This is a genomic window from Pseudomonas mandelii (genome assembly GCF_002251635.1).
GTDB classification, from domain to species: Bacteria; Pseudomonadota; Gammaproteobacteria; order Pseudomonadales; family Pseudomonadaceae; genus Aquipseudomonas; species Aquipseudomonas mandelii_B.
Map to the genome: position 1 here is coordinate 1 of NZ_NMOJ01000002.1, position 14,697 is coordinate 14,697.

At 59.1% G+C, this 14,697-nt stretch carries 10 protein-coding genes; 7 read left to right on the top strand and 3 right to left on the bottom strand.

Going from position 1 to position 14,697, the window contains the following annotated elements; genetic code table 11:
• From B7L09_RS00080 to B7L09_RS00100, 5 genes are all read left to right on the top strand, one after another.
• Window positions 1-756 (top strand): amino acid ABC transporter ATP-binding protein (locus tag B7L09_RS00080; protein ID WP_141213410.1); only part of this gene is annotated, 756 nt, incomplete at its 5' end.
• A 32-nt stretch (window positions 757-788) separates the two neighbouring features.
• Window positions 789-1,178: a RidA family protein gene (locus B7L09_RS00085; RefSeq protein ID WP_094467253.1), complete on the top strand. Its 390-nt coding sequence runs from the start codon at window positions 789-791 to the stop codon at window positions 1,176-1,178.
• Between the two features lie 159 nt (window positions 1,179-1,337).
• Window positions 1,338-2,102, top strand: coding sequence for an IclR family transcriptional regulator (locus B7L09_RS00090; protein WP_094467254.1), 765 nt, complete (start codon window positions 1,338-1,340; stop codon window positions 2,100-2,102).
• Between the two features lie 39 nt (window positions 2,103-2,141).
• Complete coding sequence (locus tag B7L09_RS00095) at window positions 2,142-3,359, top strand: amino acid deaminase (protein WP_094467255.1); 1,218 nt, start codon at window positions 2,142-2,144, stop codon at window positions 3,357-3,359.
• A gap of 134 nt (window positions 3,360-3,493) precedes the next feature.
• Complete coding sequence (locus B7L09_RS00100) at window positions 3,494-4,429, top strand: sugar kinase (protein WP_094467256.1); 936 nt, start codon at window positions 3,494-3,496, stop codon at window positions 4,427-4,429.
• A gap of 137 nt (window positions 4,430-4,566) precedes the next feature.
• Here the strand turns inward: B7L09_RS00100 and B7L09_RS00105 are convergent, their stop codons facing one another.
• Window positions 4,567-4,842 carry a peptidylprolyl isomerase gene (locus B7L09_RS00105; protein WP_094467257.1) on the bottom strand — a complete coding sequence of 92 codons (276 nt, stop codon included), beginning with the start codon at window positions 4,840-4,842 and terminating at the stop codon, window positions 4,567-4,569.
• Between the two features lie 66 nt (window positions 4,843-4,908).
• Window positions 4,909-7,446: a PAS domain-containing hybrid sensor histidine kinase/response regulator gene (locus B7L09_RS00110; RefSeq protein ID WP_094467258.1), complete on the bottom strand. Its 2,538-nt coding sequence runs from the start codon at window positions 7,444-7,446 to the stop codon at window positions 4,909-4,911.
• Window positions 7,447-7,567: 121 nt separating this feature from the next.
• Here B7L09_RS00110 and B7L09_RS00115 point away from each other — a divergent pair, with 121 nt between their 5' ends.
• Entirely contained in the window at window positions 7,568-8,677 is a 1,110-nt protein-coding gene (locus tag B7L09_RS00115) for a PilT/PilU family type 4a pilus ATPase (protein ID WP_094467259.1), read from the top strand.
• A 125-nt stretch (window positions 8,678-8,802) separates the two neighbouring features.
• The gene (locus B7L09_RS00120; RefSeq protein ID WP_094467260.1) at window positions 8,803-12,651 is read left to right on the top strand and encodes a hypothetical protein; all 3,849 of its coding nucleotides are present in this window, start codon (window positions 8,803-8,805) and stop codon (window positions 12,649-12,651) included.
• A gap of 5 nt (window positions 12,652-12,656) precedes the next feature.
• Here the strand turns inward: B7L09_RS00120 and B7L09_RS00125 are convergent, their stop codons facing one another.
• A complete protein-coding gene (locus B7L09_RS00125; protein ID WP_094467261.1) occupies window positions 12,657-14,612 on the bottom strand; it encodes an acetoacetate--CoA ligase in 1,956 nt (651 codons plus the stop codon).
• Window positions 14,613-14,697 lie beyond the last annotated feature (85 nt).

A 14,697-nucleotide genomic window follows, 5' to 3' on the forward strand; every position in this document is an offset into this window, starting at 1 on the left:
CTGCTGAACATTCGCGGCCTGCGCAAACAATACGGCCAGGTGGAAGTGCTCAAAGGCGTCGACCTGTCCATGCAGCGCGGCAACGTGGTGACCTTGATCGGCTCCAGCGGCTCGGGCAAGACCACGCTGCTGCGTTGCGTCAACTTGCTGGAAGAATTCCAGGGCGGGCAGATCGTGCTCGATGGCGAGTCCATCGGTTATGACGAGGTCAATGGCAAACGCGTGCGCCACCCTGAACGCGTGATTGCCCAGCACCGCGCGATGACCGGCATGGCGTTCCAGCAGTTCAACCTGTTTCCGCATCTGACGGCGTTGCAAAACGTCACGCTTGGCTTGCTCAAGGTCAAGAAACTGCACAAGGACGAAGCCGTGGCGCTGGCGGAAAAATGGCTGGAGCGGGTTGGCCTGCTGGAGCGGCGTGATCACTATCCCGGCCAGTTGTCCGGCGGTCAGCAACAGCGCGTGGCGATTGCCCGTGCCATNGCGATGAACCCGAGCCTGATGCTGTTCGACGAAGTCACCTCGGCCCTCGACCCGGAGCTGGTTGGGGAGGTGCTGAGCGTGATCAAGGGCCTGGCGGAGGAGGGCATGACCATGTTGCTGGTCACCCACGAAATGCGTTTTGCCTATGAAGTGTCGGACAAGATCGTATTCATGAACCAGGGGCGTATCGAAGAGCAGGGGCCTCCCAAGGAGCTGTTCGAACGCCCGCAATCGCCGCGTCTTGCCGAATTTCTCAAGAACACGCGGTTTTAACTTTTATATTTTTTCGATCAGGAGAAACACTCATGAGCATTACTCGTTACGGCACCGGCAGCACCGCCGCTGGCGGTCAGCCTCGCCCTTTCGCCCGCGCCGTTGAAGCCGATGGCTGGCTGCACGTTTCCGGGCAGGTGCCGGCGGTGGACGGCGAGATCATTACCGGTGGCATCGTCGAGCAGACCCACCAGGCCATGAAGAACCTGATCGCGATTCTCGAAGAGGCCGGTTATGGCCTGCAAGACGTGGTGCGCGCTGGCGTGTGGCTGGAGGATCCGCGGGATTTCACCAGTTTCAACAAGGTCTTCTCCGAGTACTTCAAAAGCGAGCACGCACCGGCCCGGGCCTGTGTGCAGGCGAACATGATGGTCGACTGCAAGGTCGAGATTGACTGCATCGCCTACAAGAAAAAGGCGTGAACCGAGTCGCGCCCATCGCGGGCTGCGTGGGAATGCAGCCCGGGACGCTCCGCGTCCCCACGAGCAGACGCTGAGCGTCCATTGAGTCATTCCCACGCAGAGCGTGGGAACNCACACTCTGGTTAAACTCCCGGCCACTTTGAATGGGAACCTGATGACATGACCGAAGACACCATCAAGCGCCGGGCTCGCGGTCTGGACCGGGCGTTCGATATCCTCGATTTCCTCAAGGAAGTCGGCAAACCGCTGCGCCCGAATGAAATCGCCAGCGGCATCGACAGCCCGAAATCAACGATCTACGAACTGGTTGCTTCCCTGCTGGAACGTCGCATCCTCGAGCCCGTGGGCAAGGACGGCCACGTCTACCTCGGCCGCCAGTTGTACTTCCTCGGCCAGGCGCACCTGCGCCATTTCGACCTGACCCGCGAGGCCGACCACGCCTTGCAGGAAATCGTCAGCCAAACCCACGAAACCGCGCAGATGTGCCTGCTCAATGGGCGCAAATACACGGTGGCGCTGATGCGCGAAGGTGAGCGGCATTTCCGTATTTCATCGGACATCGGCGAAAACGCACCCATCCCGTGGACTGCCTCCGGGCGCCTGTTGCTGGGGCACTTGAGCGACCAGCAAATCATCGACCTGATCGACTACGACGATTTCATCCTGCCCGATGGCGAACGCCTGCCGCTGGAGCAGTTTCTCAAGGAAATCCGTCAGGCCGGTATCGATGGCTTTTTCTCTTTCGATAGCGTCGCCGACACCTTCACCCATTGCTTCGCCGCCCCGGTCCGCGACGCACAAGGCATCAGCATTGCGACCTTGTGCATCGTCGCCCCACGGGCCGACGCGATTAAAAATTACAACGACTATCGCCGGGTGTTGATCGACAGCGCCAATAGCCTGGCCCGGCGTATCAACGAATAACAGCGGCTGCCTACAGCCGCGAATGTGAGGAGTTCGACCATGTCTTCTGCCCAAAACACTGCCGCCGTGGAAAAGGGCTTTGCCCAGACCGGCGCCAATCTGGTACGCGACGTCAGCCTGCCTGCACTGGTGCTGCACCGTGACGCCCTGGAACACAACATTCGCTGGATGCAAGCGTTTGTCAGCAACAGCGGCGCAGAACTCGCGCCCCATGGTAAAACCAGCATGATGCCCGCGCTGTTCCGCCGCCAACTCGACGCCGGCGCCTGGGGCATCACCCTGGCCAATGCGGTGCAGACCCGCGCCGCCTACGCCGGTGGCGTGCGCCGCGTGTTGATGGCCAACCAATTGGTTGGTGCGCCGAACATGGCGTTGATTGTCGATCTGCTGGCGGACCCGACGTTCGATTTCCATTGCATGGTCGATCACCCGGACAACGTCGCTGACTTGGGGGCGTATTTCGCTGCCCGTGGCTTGCGCCTGAACGTGATGATCGAATACGGCGTGGTCGGCGGCCGTTGCGGTTGCCGCACGGAAGAGGAAGTGGTCGCGCTGGCCAAGGCCATCGGCGCGCAACCGGCGTTGGCGCTGACCGGTATCGAAGGCTATGAAGGCGTGATCCATGGTCATCATGCGGTGACGGGCATTCGTGAATTTGCCGCCTCCCTGGTGCGTCTGGCTGTGCAGTTGCAGGACAGCGGGGCCTTTGCGATTCCCAAGCCGATCATTACCGCGTCGGGTTCGGCCTGGTACGACTTGATCGCCGAATCCTTCGAAGCGCAGAACGCTGGTGGNCGTTTCCTCAGCGTGTTGCGCCCGGGCAGCTACGTGGCCCACGACCACGGTATCTACAAAGACGCGCAATGCTGCGTGCTCGACCGCCGCAGCGACCTCAATGAAGGCCTGCGCCCTGCGTTGGAAGTCTGGGCGCATGTGCAATCGTTGCCCGAGCCTGGCTTTGCCGTGATTGCCCTGGGCAAGCGCGACGTGGCCTACGACGCCGGGTTGCCGGTGCCGCTCAAACGCTACAAGGCCGGTATCCTGCCCGCCGAAGGCGATGACGTGACCGCGTGCAAAGTCACGGCGGTGATGGACCAGCATGCGTTCATGACGGTGGCGCCAGGGGTTGAGTTGCGTATCGGTGACATCATCTCGTTCGGCACTTCGCACCCGTGCCTGACGTTCGACAAGTGGCGCACGGGGTGTCTGGTGGATGAGCAGTTGAACGTCATTGAAACCATGGAAACCTGTTTCTAAAGGTTGAGAGACCGAGGTGCGGCCTTCGCCAGCAAGCCGGCTCCTACAGGGGAAACGCATTCCATTGTAGGAGCCGGCTTGCTGGCGATGACGGCCTCCCAGATAACATCGCAACACCAGAGACGACAAAAACAATGAACACCATCAACACCCTCGGCCCCAACACCCCGCGCATTGCCCTCATCGGCGAGTGCATGATCGAGCTGCAACAACGCGCCGATGGCACGCTGCAACAGAGCTTCGGCGGCGATACGTTGAACACCGCGGTCTACCTGTCCAGGGAACTGGGCACGAGCGGCGTCGTCGATTACGTCACCGCGCTGGGCGACGACAGTTTCAGCGATGCCATGTGCCAGACCTGGGCCGACGAATGCATCGGGTTGGGCATGGTCCAGCGACTGCCTGGTCGACTGCCCGGTTTGTACTGCATCCAGACTGATGCGGCGGGCGAGCGACGCTTCCTCTATTGGCGCAACGAAGCGGCCGTGCGCGATTGCTTCACGACCCCGGCCGCCGCGCCGATCCTGGCGGCACTGCCGGATTACGACGTGCTGTATTTCAGCGGCATCACCCTGGCGGTGCTCGGGGTGCAAGGTCGGGAGAAATTGCTGGAAACCCTGATTGAGGCCCGGCAGCGGGATGCGCGGATTGTGTTCGACAACAACTACCGGCCACGCTTGTGGGCGACAGTCGAAGAGGCGCGGGCGGCGTATCGCAGCGTCTTGCCCTATGTCGACCTGGCGTTGTTGACGGTCGATGACGAGCAAGCGTTGTTTCATTTTTCCGATTGCGAGACGGTGTTTGCCGCTTACGAGCAGATTGGCACGCCCGAAGTGGTGCTCAAGCGTGGCGCCGAGGCGTGTCTGATTCGCTGTGATGGCGAGTCGTTCGAGGTGCCCGCGCAGAAGGTCGAGCAGGTGGTGGATACGACGGCGGCGGGGGATTCGTTCAGTGCGGCGTATTTGGCCAGTCGGCTGAAGGGCGGGAGTGCGGTTGAGGCCGCTGAAGCGGGGCATCGATTGGCGAGTCGGGTGATTCAAGTGCCCGGAGCGCTGATCCCCAAAGCTTGAAACAATCTTTTGTGGCGAGGGGGCAAGCCCCCTCGAGTCGGGTGATTCAAGTGCCCGGAGCGCTGATCCCCAAAGCTTGAAACAATCTTTTGTGGCGAGGGGGCAAGCCCCCTCGCCACAGGGCCCTCGCCAATTGCTTANTCCCGGTAAAACACCTGCACCAGGTGATAGCCAAACTTGCTCTTGATTGGCCCGTGCACCACCTTCACCGGCTTTTTGAAGATCACCGCATCAATCGCCCCGACCATCTGCCCTGGCCGCACTTCACCCAAATCACCGCCGCGCTTGCCGGACGGGCAGGTCGAGTATTTCTTGGCCAGCACATCAAACGCTTCGCCCTTGGCAATGCGCTGCTTGAGCTGTTCGGCTTCTTCCGAGGTTTTCACCAGAATATGGCGGGCTTGAGCTTTCATTGGGGCATACCTTGCAACGGTGGTGGCTATGTTGATGCCAGCGGGGGCGCGCGATTATGCCTCAACTCACTCCGGTTGGCCGATCATGCTGCGGATTTTTGTCGCCAGCAGGTCAATGGAAAACGGCTTGGCGACCATGTCCATGCCGTCCTCCAGGAAGCCCTGGCGCTCGGCGGCTTTTTCGGCGTAACCGGTCATGAACAACACGCGCAGGCCCGGCCGGTGCTGACGGGCGATTTCCGCCAGTTGTCGGCCGTTCATGCCCGGCAGGCCGACGTCGGTCACCAGCAGGTCCACGCGCANNTCCGATTCCAGCAAGGGTAGGGCGGTCTTCGCATCCTCGGCTTCGTGGGCGTGATAACCCAGCTCGTTGAGCAGGTCGAGCACCAGCATGCGCACCGCCGGGTCGTCTTCCACCAACACCACGGTTTCACCGGCAATCGCCGCCGGTGCTTCGCCTGTCAAGGGCAGCAGCACGTTTTCGGGTTCCGTTGCGTGCAGCCGCGGCAAGTACAAACGAACGCTGGTGCCCTTGCCCGGCAAACTGAACAGGCTGACATGCCCGCCCGACTGCTGGGCGAACCCATAAATCATCGACAACCCAAGGCCGGTACCCTGGCCGATAGGCTTGGTGGTGAAAAACGGGTCGAACGCCTTGGCCAGGATCTTCGGTGCCATGCCGGTGCCGTTGTCGCACACGCCCAGCATCACGTAGTCGCCGGCCTTCACCGGTTCGAGNGTGGTGATATCGCTGCCATCGAGGTAGCTGTTGGCGGTTTCGATCAGCAATTCGCCGCCGTCGGGCATCGCGTCGCGCGCGTTGATCACGAGGTTGAGCAGGGCGTTTTCCAGTTGACTGACGTCGGTGCTCACCGGCCAGACCTCGTCGGCCAGCAGCAGTTTGAGCTCGATGTGATCGCCCTTGGTCCGGCTGAACAAATCTTCCAGGGAGTGCACCAGGTCATTGGCGTTCAGCGGCCGGCGATCCAGCGACTGACGCCGGGAAAACGCCAGTAGCCGATGGGTCAGGGCGGCGGCACGATTGGCCGAAGACACCGCNGCGTCGGTAAAGCGGCCGATTTCGTCGCTGCGCCCGGCACTGATATAGCGCTGCATCAGGTCCAGGCTGCCGATAATCCCGGTCAGCATATTGTTGAAATCATGGGCAATGCCGCCGGTAAGCTGGCCCACGGCTTCCATTTTCTGCGCATGGCGCAAGGCGTCTTCCGCGCGTTCGCGCTCGAACATCTCGTTTTGTAGCCGTTGGTTGGCCTCGGCCAACTGCTGGGTGCGGGCCGCGACCCGTTCCTCAAGGGTATCGTTGAGATTGCGCAGGGCTTCTTCCGTCTGTTTGCGCTCGGTTTCGTCAATGACAAAGATGTAAAAACCATTCACCGCGCCGTCGGCACCGTGGCGCGGCAAGTAATTCATCAAGGCATGGCGGTTGCTGCCGTCCCGGTGCGGAGTATTGAGGCTGAAACAGCAAGACTTGCCCGTCAACGCGAGGGCAATGTGTTCGGCGCGCAAGGCATAGGCTTCTTCGCCCAGCACTTCACGAATGGTGCGGCCATAGAGTTCCTGCGGTGTCAGGCCATACCAATCCAGGTAGGCGCTGTTGTTCAGGCGAAAGCGCTGTTCGTGGTCGACGTAGCCAATCAGCACCGGCATGGCGTTAATGATCAATTGCAGCTCGGTCTGGCTTTGGCGCAGCGCGTGCTCGGTGTGTTTGCGTTCGGTCAGGTCCAGCGCGGCGCCAAGGAAGCGTGCCGGGCGGCCTTGCGGGTCTTTGTAGCAGCGACCACGGGCGAACACCCAGCGCACCTGGCCATCGGCTTGCAGCAAGCGGTATTCCTCGGCGTATTCGGTGCCGTGGGTGATGGAATATTTGATGCTGCGGGCGACCATTGCGCGATCTTCCGGGTGCACGGCCTGGAGGTAGGCGCTGATGGGCAGCTGGTTGGCGAGCAGCGGGTCGATGTTGTGCAGTTCGGCGAAACGCGCGTCGGCGATGAAGCGGTCTTCGCCGATGTCCCAATCCCACGTACCTACCGCATCGGTGGCGGCCAGCGCCANTTGCAGGCGTTGTTCGGTGCTGTGCTGGGCCTTGAGGCTGGCGGCCGACCGCTGTTCCAGCTCCAGCGCGATGCGGCGGCGTTCATTGGTTTCGATGGCAGTGACCAGAATGCCGGCGACCTGAGCGTTTTCATCGCGGATCGGACTGTAGGTCAGGTCCAGCCAGAAGTCGGAATCATCCTCGTCGCGCTGCAAGGTAAAACGTTGTTCGCTGTAGGTTCGCACCTGGCCTTGTAGGACGGCGCTGTAAATGGGGTCGGTAAAGTCCTGGAGTTCTGGCCAGATCTGGTGCGTCGGTTGTCCGAAAGCGTGTGGGTGCTTGCTGCCGGCGAGGAGGGCGAAGCCGTCGTTGTAGATCTGCGTGAGGTGCGGCCCCCACAGCAATAGCATCGGCATCGGTGAATGGATCACGATGTCGACCGCGGTACGCAGGCTCTGTGGCCAGGTACTGGCAGCGCCCAGCGGGGTGCGTGTCCAGTCCAGTCTGGCGATCAAGGCCTGGGCATCGCTGCCCGTCGGTGATGCGTTCATCAAATTGTCCTGCGCTTAAGTCGGTGTGGCGGCGTCTACTATCCTTGCAGGGCGGTAGACGCTGGATGACCCGCCATGGGTCATTATTTTTTCATTGAATGCTTCGCGGGTGCTTTTTGCCATGGAAATCGATGCACTGTTGCAGGTACTGGCTGACCGGAATGGATCCGATCTCTATCTCTCCACTGGCGCGCCACCCAGTGCACGGTTCGACGGCGTGCTCAAGCCGTTGACCGATCAGCCGTTCAAGCCGGGAGAAGTCGCGGCCATTGCCGAGTCCATCATGGACGCCGAACAGCGCCTGGAGTTCGACCGGGAACTGGAGATGAACCTGGCGATCTCCTTGGCGGGTGTCGGGCGCTTTCGGGTCAACATCTTCAAGCAACGCAACGATGTGTCAATCGTGGCACGCAACATCAAGCTCGACATCCCGCGTTTCGAAGACCTCAAACTACCGGCGGTGCTGCTCGAAACCGTGATGCTCAAACAGGGATTGATGCTGTTCGTCGGTGCCACCGATTGCGGCAAGTCTACCTCTCTCGCGGCGTTGATCGATTATCGCAACCGCCACAGCACTGGCCACATCGTCACCATCGAAGACCCGATCGAGTACATCCATCGGCACAAGCAGTCGATCATCAACCAGCGCGAGGTCGGCGTTGATACCCGCAGTTTTCATGCTGCGTTGAAAAATACCCTGCGCCAGGCCCCGGACGTGGTGCTGATCGGCGAAATCCGCGACCGCGAAACCATGGAGCATGCGCTGGCATTTGCCGATACCGGTCATCTGGTGATCTCTACGTTGCACGCGCACAACGCCCATCAGGCGTTGGACCGTATCATCAATTTCTTTCCCGAAGAGCGGCGGATGCAGTTGCTGCATGACTTGAGCAACAACTTGAAAGCGTTTGTTTCCCAACGACTGGTGCGTACTCGCGACGGTCAGCGCAGGGCGGCAGTGGAAGTGATGTTGGGTACAGCGACGATTGCTGACTTGATTAGACGCAATGAACTGGACGAACTTAAAAACATCATGGAAAAGTCTGCTGAGTTCGGTATGCAGACGTTTGATGGCGCACTGTATGCACTAGTGGCGGGAGGCGCAATCAGTGAGGAGGAGGCGCTAAAGCATGCGGACTCCCTGAGTAATCTGAAATTGCGCCTTAAACTTTATGGCGCAGGGGCTTCGACCGTTAATATGCGTAGTGGAGACTGGGGGTTGGTGGATTGATTAGGTTGTTAGCGTGAGCGGTTATGAAATATTGCCTTATGACTTTTTACTGTTTGGTTGTTCTTCGATGAGTCAGGATTGACGTTCGTTGAATTAATCAGCGAGCTAATTTCATAAGGTGTTATATGTCTGCCAAGTTTAAATATAAAGACTATCAGTTGTCCGGGGCGGTTTCCGAAGTTCAACATCTTTGGTTAAAGGCCGATGCGGCTGAGCGACAGGTGGTCGTGCGCTTATTGCAAAGTGTCTTCGAGGATCAAGAGGACGAAGGGCCCTACCATTGGCAAGGCTACGAGTTTGAACTGGCGAAAGGGTCATCGCTTCATGACGTCCATATGCCCGGTCGAGTGGCATGGAATAACCTGGCCAGCTACACGATCGTGATGGACGAACTTCGTCGCCACCGCCCCGAGAACATGGCAGCGACCCGTATCAACGAAAGCGGCGGGCTTGAGATATTCCGAAAAGACCGGTTAGTGTGGGACGTCGTCGACGTGAGTATCGTCCAGGAGTCCCACTATTATCAGAAGCTTCTGGTGATAGGTGATGTTGCCAAACAAGCCGGTGGTTACATTTATAGCGAAGATTTCGTCGATGTGGACCAATGGCTGAAGTTTCATGGCTTGACAGTTCCAAGGAATGCCAGCGAAACAAAAAACCTGATCGCGCTTTTCGAGTTCGATCCTGAGGTTGATGAGTTGGGAAACTATTGGGGGCAGCTTGTTACGGATGATCCGTCGTTAGCCGTCTTGTCGGTTGAGCAGCGCGACGCCATTCGGCAGGTCACCCAGCGTGTCGCCAAAAACACCAAATTGCTGGATAAGTTGTTCCGCGAAACGGGGCGCGCCATGGCGACGCACGATAATGCCGCTGAACGGATCGGTCAGTTGATCAAGCATCCGGTAGCCCAAGCGTGTGCCAAAAAACTCCTGGAGGAGTCGGCCTGGTTCGGCGCGCAATCCGGGCAAAACGTCTCTTCACAAGATCTTGAACAAATTCTGGTAACCAGCCTGTTGCTGGATCTTTATCCGTCTCTGGGTAGCACCCAAGACCGCAAGCGTATCGCCGGTTTCGCTTTATATGCGCCGAGCAACGTTGAGCGGTCGCCGGCCATGGTGCGCGAAGAGCTGCAAGCCTTTCTCTATACCAAAGGCTGGGTTGATCCTGCTGCGGCGCCGCTGGCGTGTCATCTGCTGCTGGCGGACATGGCGCCGGAATTTCTGGTCAAGGGCGTGCCAGCATCGATGACGATGGGCTCGGTTGCCTGGGTCACCTTTTGCCATGGCGTTGCTCTGGCGGAAGCGGTCAGGAAGGGTGCGTCGCGTGTGCTGACGTATGCGCAGATCATGGCGTATGTCGAACTGGAACCTGTCAGCGAACCGCTGTCCCGACTGCGGGAGTTGGCAATGATCGATCCGATCGTTGACTGGGCGCTATTGAATGGCGTTATCAGCGCAAGCGAGCTCACTCAAGCGGCAAAGGAAACCACCGAGCGGGCAATCACGGCGTTCCAGGCATACGCGGAGAACTTCACCCATCTGGCGAGCGTCTATTCCACTCCCATGCCTAACCGCGAAACCATTGCGCGCGAAGCGTTGAAAGGAGCGGTGCCGGCGTGTGATTTCCTGGACGACAAAGTGCTTTATCAACACCCCGGCCTTTATGCGTCCCCCAACCCCATGTCGATGGTCGGCTTGCACATGTCGGCGGATCTTGCGGGTGGCCAATGGGATTTTCGCGCAGTATTTCCCGACAACGTTATTTCCAGAACGCCTGATTTGTTGGCCGGTGTGACCAATCAAAAAAGACCCACTCACTACGATCCCTCCGTCACCAGCCTTTATAGCCGCTTTCCAAGATTGCGTAGCCTGCCGGCCAACAATGTCGAATACCATCGCCAATTGCGGGATTATCTCGGCAATTTAAATAAAGCGCTGGCCTCCACTGTGAAGTTGGTCCTTTCACACATGCCCTCCCATGATCTGGAGATTTTTCTAAAAGGTAAGATCACCTTTTTTACCGTTCGTCTTCCAGCGACCAGAACCGACTCTTACTTCTCATTATCGCCGGTGCCTATTTCAACGACCTACGAAACCCAGCAAAGTAACGATGCTGTGAAGGGGCGCTTTGGCATTGTTATGTTCGCTGCCCACGGCAATGCGGTTGCATGTTATGAGTTGTTTGCCTTGCGGGGTGAATTACGGAAAAACACCACGCTGGCTTCGCTGATAACTTCAACGGGCAAATTGCGGACTGCCGCCCGAATGGATTTTAACGGGGAGCTGAATGCACATCAGCGACCTGCAACTCCCGAATTATTGCCTCTTTCGGTTATTGAATACACTGACGGTGTTTTCGCCGATAACGCCAACAGCGACATGGCGATTATTGAAAAGCTGGGTGAGCTCCCCGCGCCAGCGTCTGTGACGGCACGGCAGCAGAGTAACTACCGTAATTTCGGTAATCCGCAGCTGTTGCGAATTGCCGAGTTCGTTGTAAACAATCATCCGTTGCGCACATTTGACGAAATCGAGTTAATGGCCACGGTGCCGACAGCACTTGAAACAGAACGCAAAAATGGCGAAGAGACTGCAGATTACATCGTGAATCTGGTGGTTCCGTTCAAGAAGTGCATCGAGGATTTGTCTTCCGGAGAACACAATAAGGTCGTTGACGGGATCTACGGTTGCGTCATGGACGCTATGGCTTTGGGCGGCGCATTTGTGGGGGCGGGCGCTAAAGCGCTGAGCATCTCGTCGAAGGCGGTTTCCTTGTCGTCCAAAGGCGCCCGCTTGACCAAACTGGCGTTTGTGACGTCCGTTTCCCTCTTCAACCCCGTGGATGATGTGCCAACGGTGTTTTATGGTGCCGGGAAACTCATCCACAAGGGCACGTTACGGTTCAGCAGGCAGGCTGAAGAGCTTCTCGGACTGGCAAAGTCCCAGTTGGGCAGACTCCATGGCAGCCACAAATCCTATGACCTGGTCCGCGCAGCCAGTAACGTCAACACCGGACAGGGTACCTGGCGACCCCGTGGTGCAATCGGTGAGGAACTCACGGTGGTGGCGGCCCGCAACAATTTTCAATGGTATGCCCTCGACCGTCTGGGCAAAGCCTGGGGGCCAAAACTCGACAACTTTGCCTATGTGGCCCCTGTCCGTTTGCCGCGATCTACCAAGACAATGCCTGTCAGCTATACCCGACAGTTCATCGAAGAAAGTCTGCCGCGGGCCCGGACTAAAATCGAAAACGCGATCAATGTCTTGACCCGTCGTGACTTTGAGTCGCAGCGCAACCTGGTTGCCAGACTGCTGATGGGAAGCGACTCGAACGATGCAATCAATCAGTTATTGAACTATTTGAGAGCGGTCAGGGCGGACTTTGCGGGCGTTTCCATCAGTAACTTCATCCTTGATCCACTCAAGGACACCCATCACATTGCGGCTTTCGACACGAGCGCTTACCAGCAGTGGAAAGGTGCAGCCGGGCAATCCGACGCGAAGTACATTGAAATCTATACGCCTAATCTCAACCGGCACTTCATAGATCTGGGATTCAACCATGACGTCGTCGCAGACGACTTGATCCATGAGCTGTTTCACGGACCTGCGCAGATCGGTGATGTCGCCTATGCCCGCGACGCCGGCAACGCTGGCGGTGGACAGTCCCTGGACGTGGCGTCGCTGTTGAACCTGGCCTCCGGGCGGCTTGCGGTGACAGATGAAGGCAATGCCCGTCACGCCAGTTCCAAAGCCTTTGAAAACGCCGACTCACTGGCGATAGTCACTTCGCTGCTGAGCCAGTTGCACACCGACGAGGGCGGGTTTGACCACAACATGTCCCTCTTGCGAAACACACTTGAAGCCAACCCCGATAGCGCGATCGTCGACCCGGTGCGGATCACGTTGAACCATTCCGTGACAGCGCAGAGGCCTGCCTCTGGCACAGGCAGGCCTGGCACGAGCGTTCAATAGAACCGTTAAAAAGCGAGTTCCGGCCGGTCCCGAAATTGCTCCAGCGCCTCGGGATTGGCCAGCGCATCGGTGTTCTTCACCTTCTGCCCATGCACGACATTCCGCACCGCCAGNTCNACGATCTTGCCGCTGATGGTGCGCGGGATATCGCTGACGGCGAGGATCTTCGCCGGCACATGGCGCGGCGTGGTGTTGGCGCGAATCACCTGGCGGATCTGCTGCTGCAAGGCCTCATCCAGCTCGACGCCGTCGCGCAACTTCACGAACAGCACCACCCGCACGTCATCTTGCCATTGCTGACCAATGGCCACGCTGTCCAGCACCTGCTGGACCTTCTCCACCTGACGATAGATTTCCGCCGTGCCGATCCGCACACCGCCAGGGTTGAGCACCGCGTCCGAGCGGCCATGGATCATCATCGCGCCGTGGGGCAGCTGTTCGGCGTAATCGCCCTGGGCCCAGACGCCGGGGAACTGACTGAAATAGGAAGCGTGCAGCTTCTCTTGCTGCGGGTCGTTCCAGAAACCGATGGGCATGGCCGGGAAGTGCCGGGTGCACACCAGTTCACCTTTCTCGCCGATCACAGGTTTGCCGTCGTCGTTCCAGACTTCGACCGCCATGCCCAGGCTCTTGCCCTGGATTTCGCCGCGACGCACGGGCTCAAAAGGGTTGCTGTTCACAAAGCACGAAACGATGTCGGTGCCGCCGGACATCGAGGCCAGGCACAGGTCGCTCTTGAGGTCGCGATAGACGTAGTCGTAACTCTGTGGTGACAACGCTGAACCGGTGCAGAGCAGGGTTTTCAGGCTGCTCAGGTCATGGCTCTCGCGGGGGTTGACGCCATGGGTTTCCAGGGTCGCGAGGAATTTGGGGCTGGTGCCAAAAACGCTGATGCGTTCATCGTCGATCAGGTCGATCAAGCGCTCGGGGTCTGGATGAAACGGCGAGCCGTCGTACAGCACCACGGCGCTACCCACGGCCAGGGCCGAGACCAGCCAATTCCACATCATCCAGCCGCAGGTGGTGTAGTAGAACAGTCGGTCGCCGGGGCCGAGATCGCAATGCAGGCCATGTTCCTTGACGTGTTGCAGCAACACGCCGCCGGTGCTGTGGANGATGCACTTGGGCACGCCGGTGGTGCCGCTGGANTAGAGGATGTACAGCGGATGGGCGAACGGCACGGGGACGAAATCCGGCTCGCCGCCGATGTCGTAGAAATCATCCCACAGCGTCACATTCGCCCGAGTGTGGAAATGCTCGATGTGTGCCTGTGGCCGGGCGTAAGGCACCACGATCAACTGCTGCAACGACGGCAGGCGTTCGAGGATTTCATTGACCTTGGCCGTCTGGTCGATGTCTTTGCCGGCGTAGCGGTATCCGGCGCAGGTGATGAGCACTTTCGGTTCGATCTGGCCGAAACGGTCGATCACGCCTTGGGTGCCGAAGTCCGGCGATGAACAGGACCAGATCGCACCGAGGCTGGTGGTGGCGAGCATGCCGACCAGGGTTTGCCAGGTGTTGGGCATGCACGCGGCCACGCGGTCGCCCACGCCGACACCGGCGGCTTTCAGACTGTTTTGAAAACCGGCGACATGCTCGGCGAGTTCGCCCCAGGTCAGGTGTTCACGCTGGCCGTTCTCGCCAATGGCAATCACCGCCACGGCATCGTCGCGCCGGCGCAGCAGGTGTTCGGCGAAATTCAGGGTGGCGCCTGGGAACCACTCGGCGCTGGGCATTTGCGCGTCTTCCACCAGCACCGCGTCCGGTTGGTCGTGGAAACGGATGTCGAAGAAGTCGACGATCGCCTGCCAAAAGGCTTCGCGCCGGTCGATGGAAAATTGGTGCAGGGCGGGGTAGTCGTCGAGGTGGATGTTGTGACGCTTTACGATGAAGCGCCGGAAGGCCTCCATGCGGGTTTTGCTGATGCGCTCGGCGCTGGGTTGCCAGAGGATGTCGGACATGGCTTGCCTCTCTCGTTCCCACGCTCCGCGTGGGAATGCCTCAACGGACGCTCCGCGTTCGGCTCTTTGGACGCAGAGCGTCCCG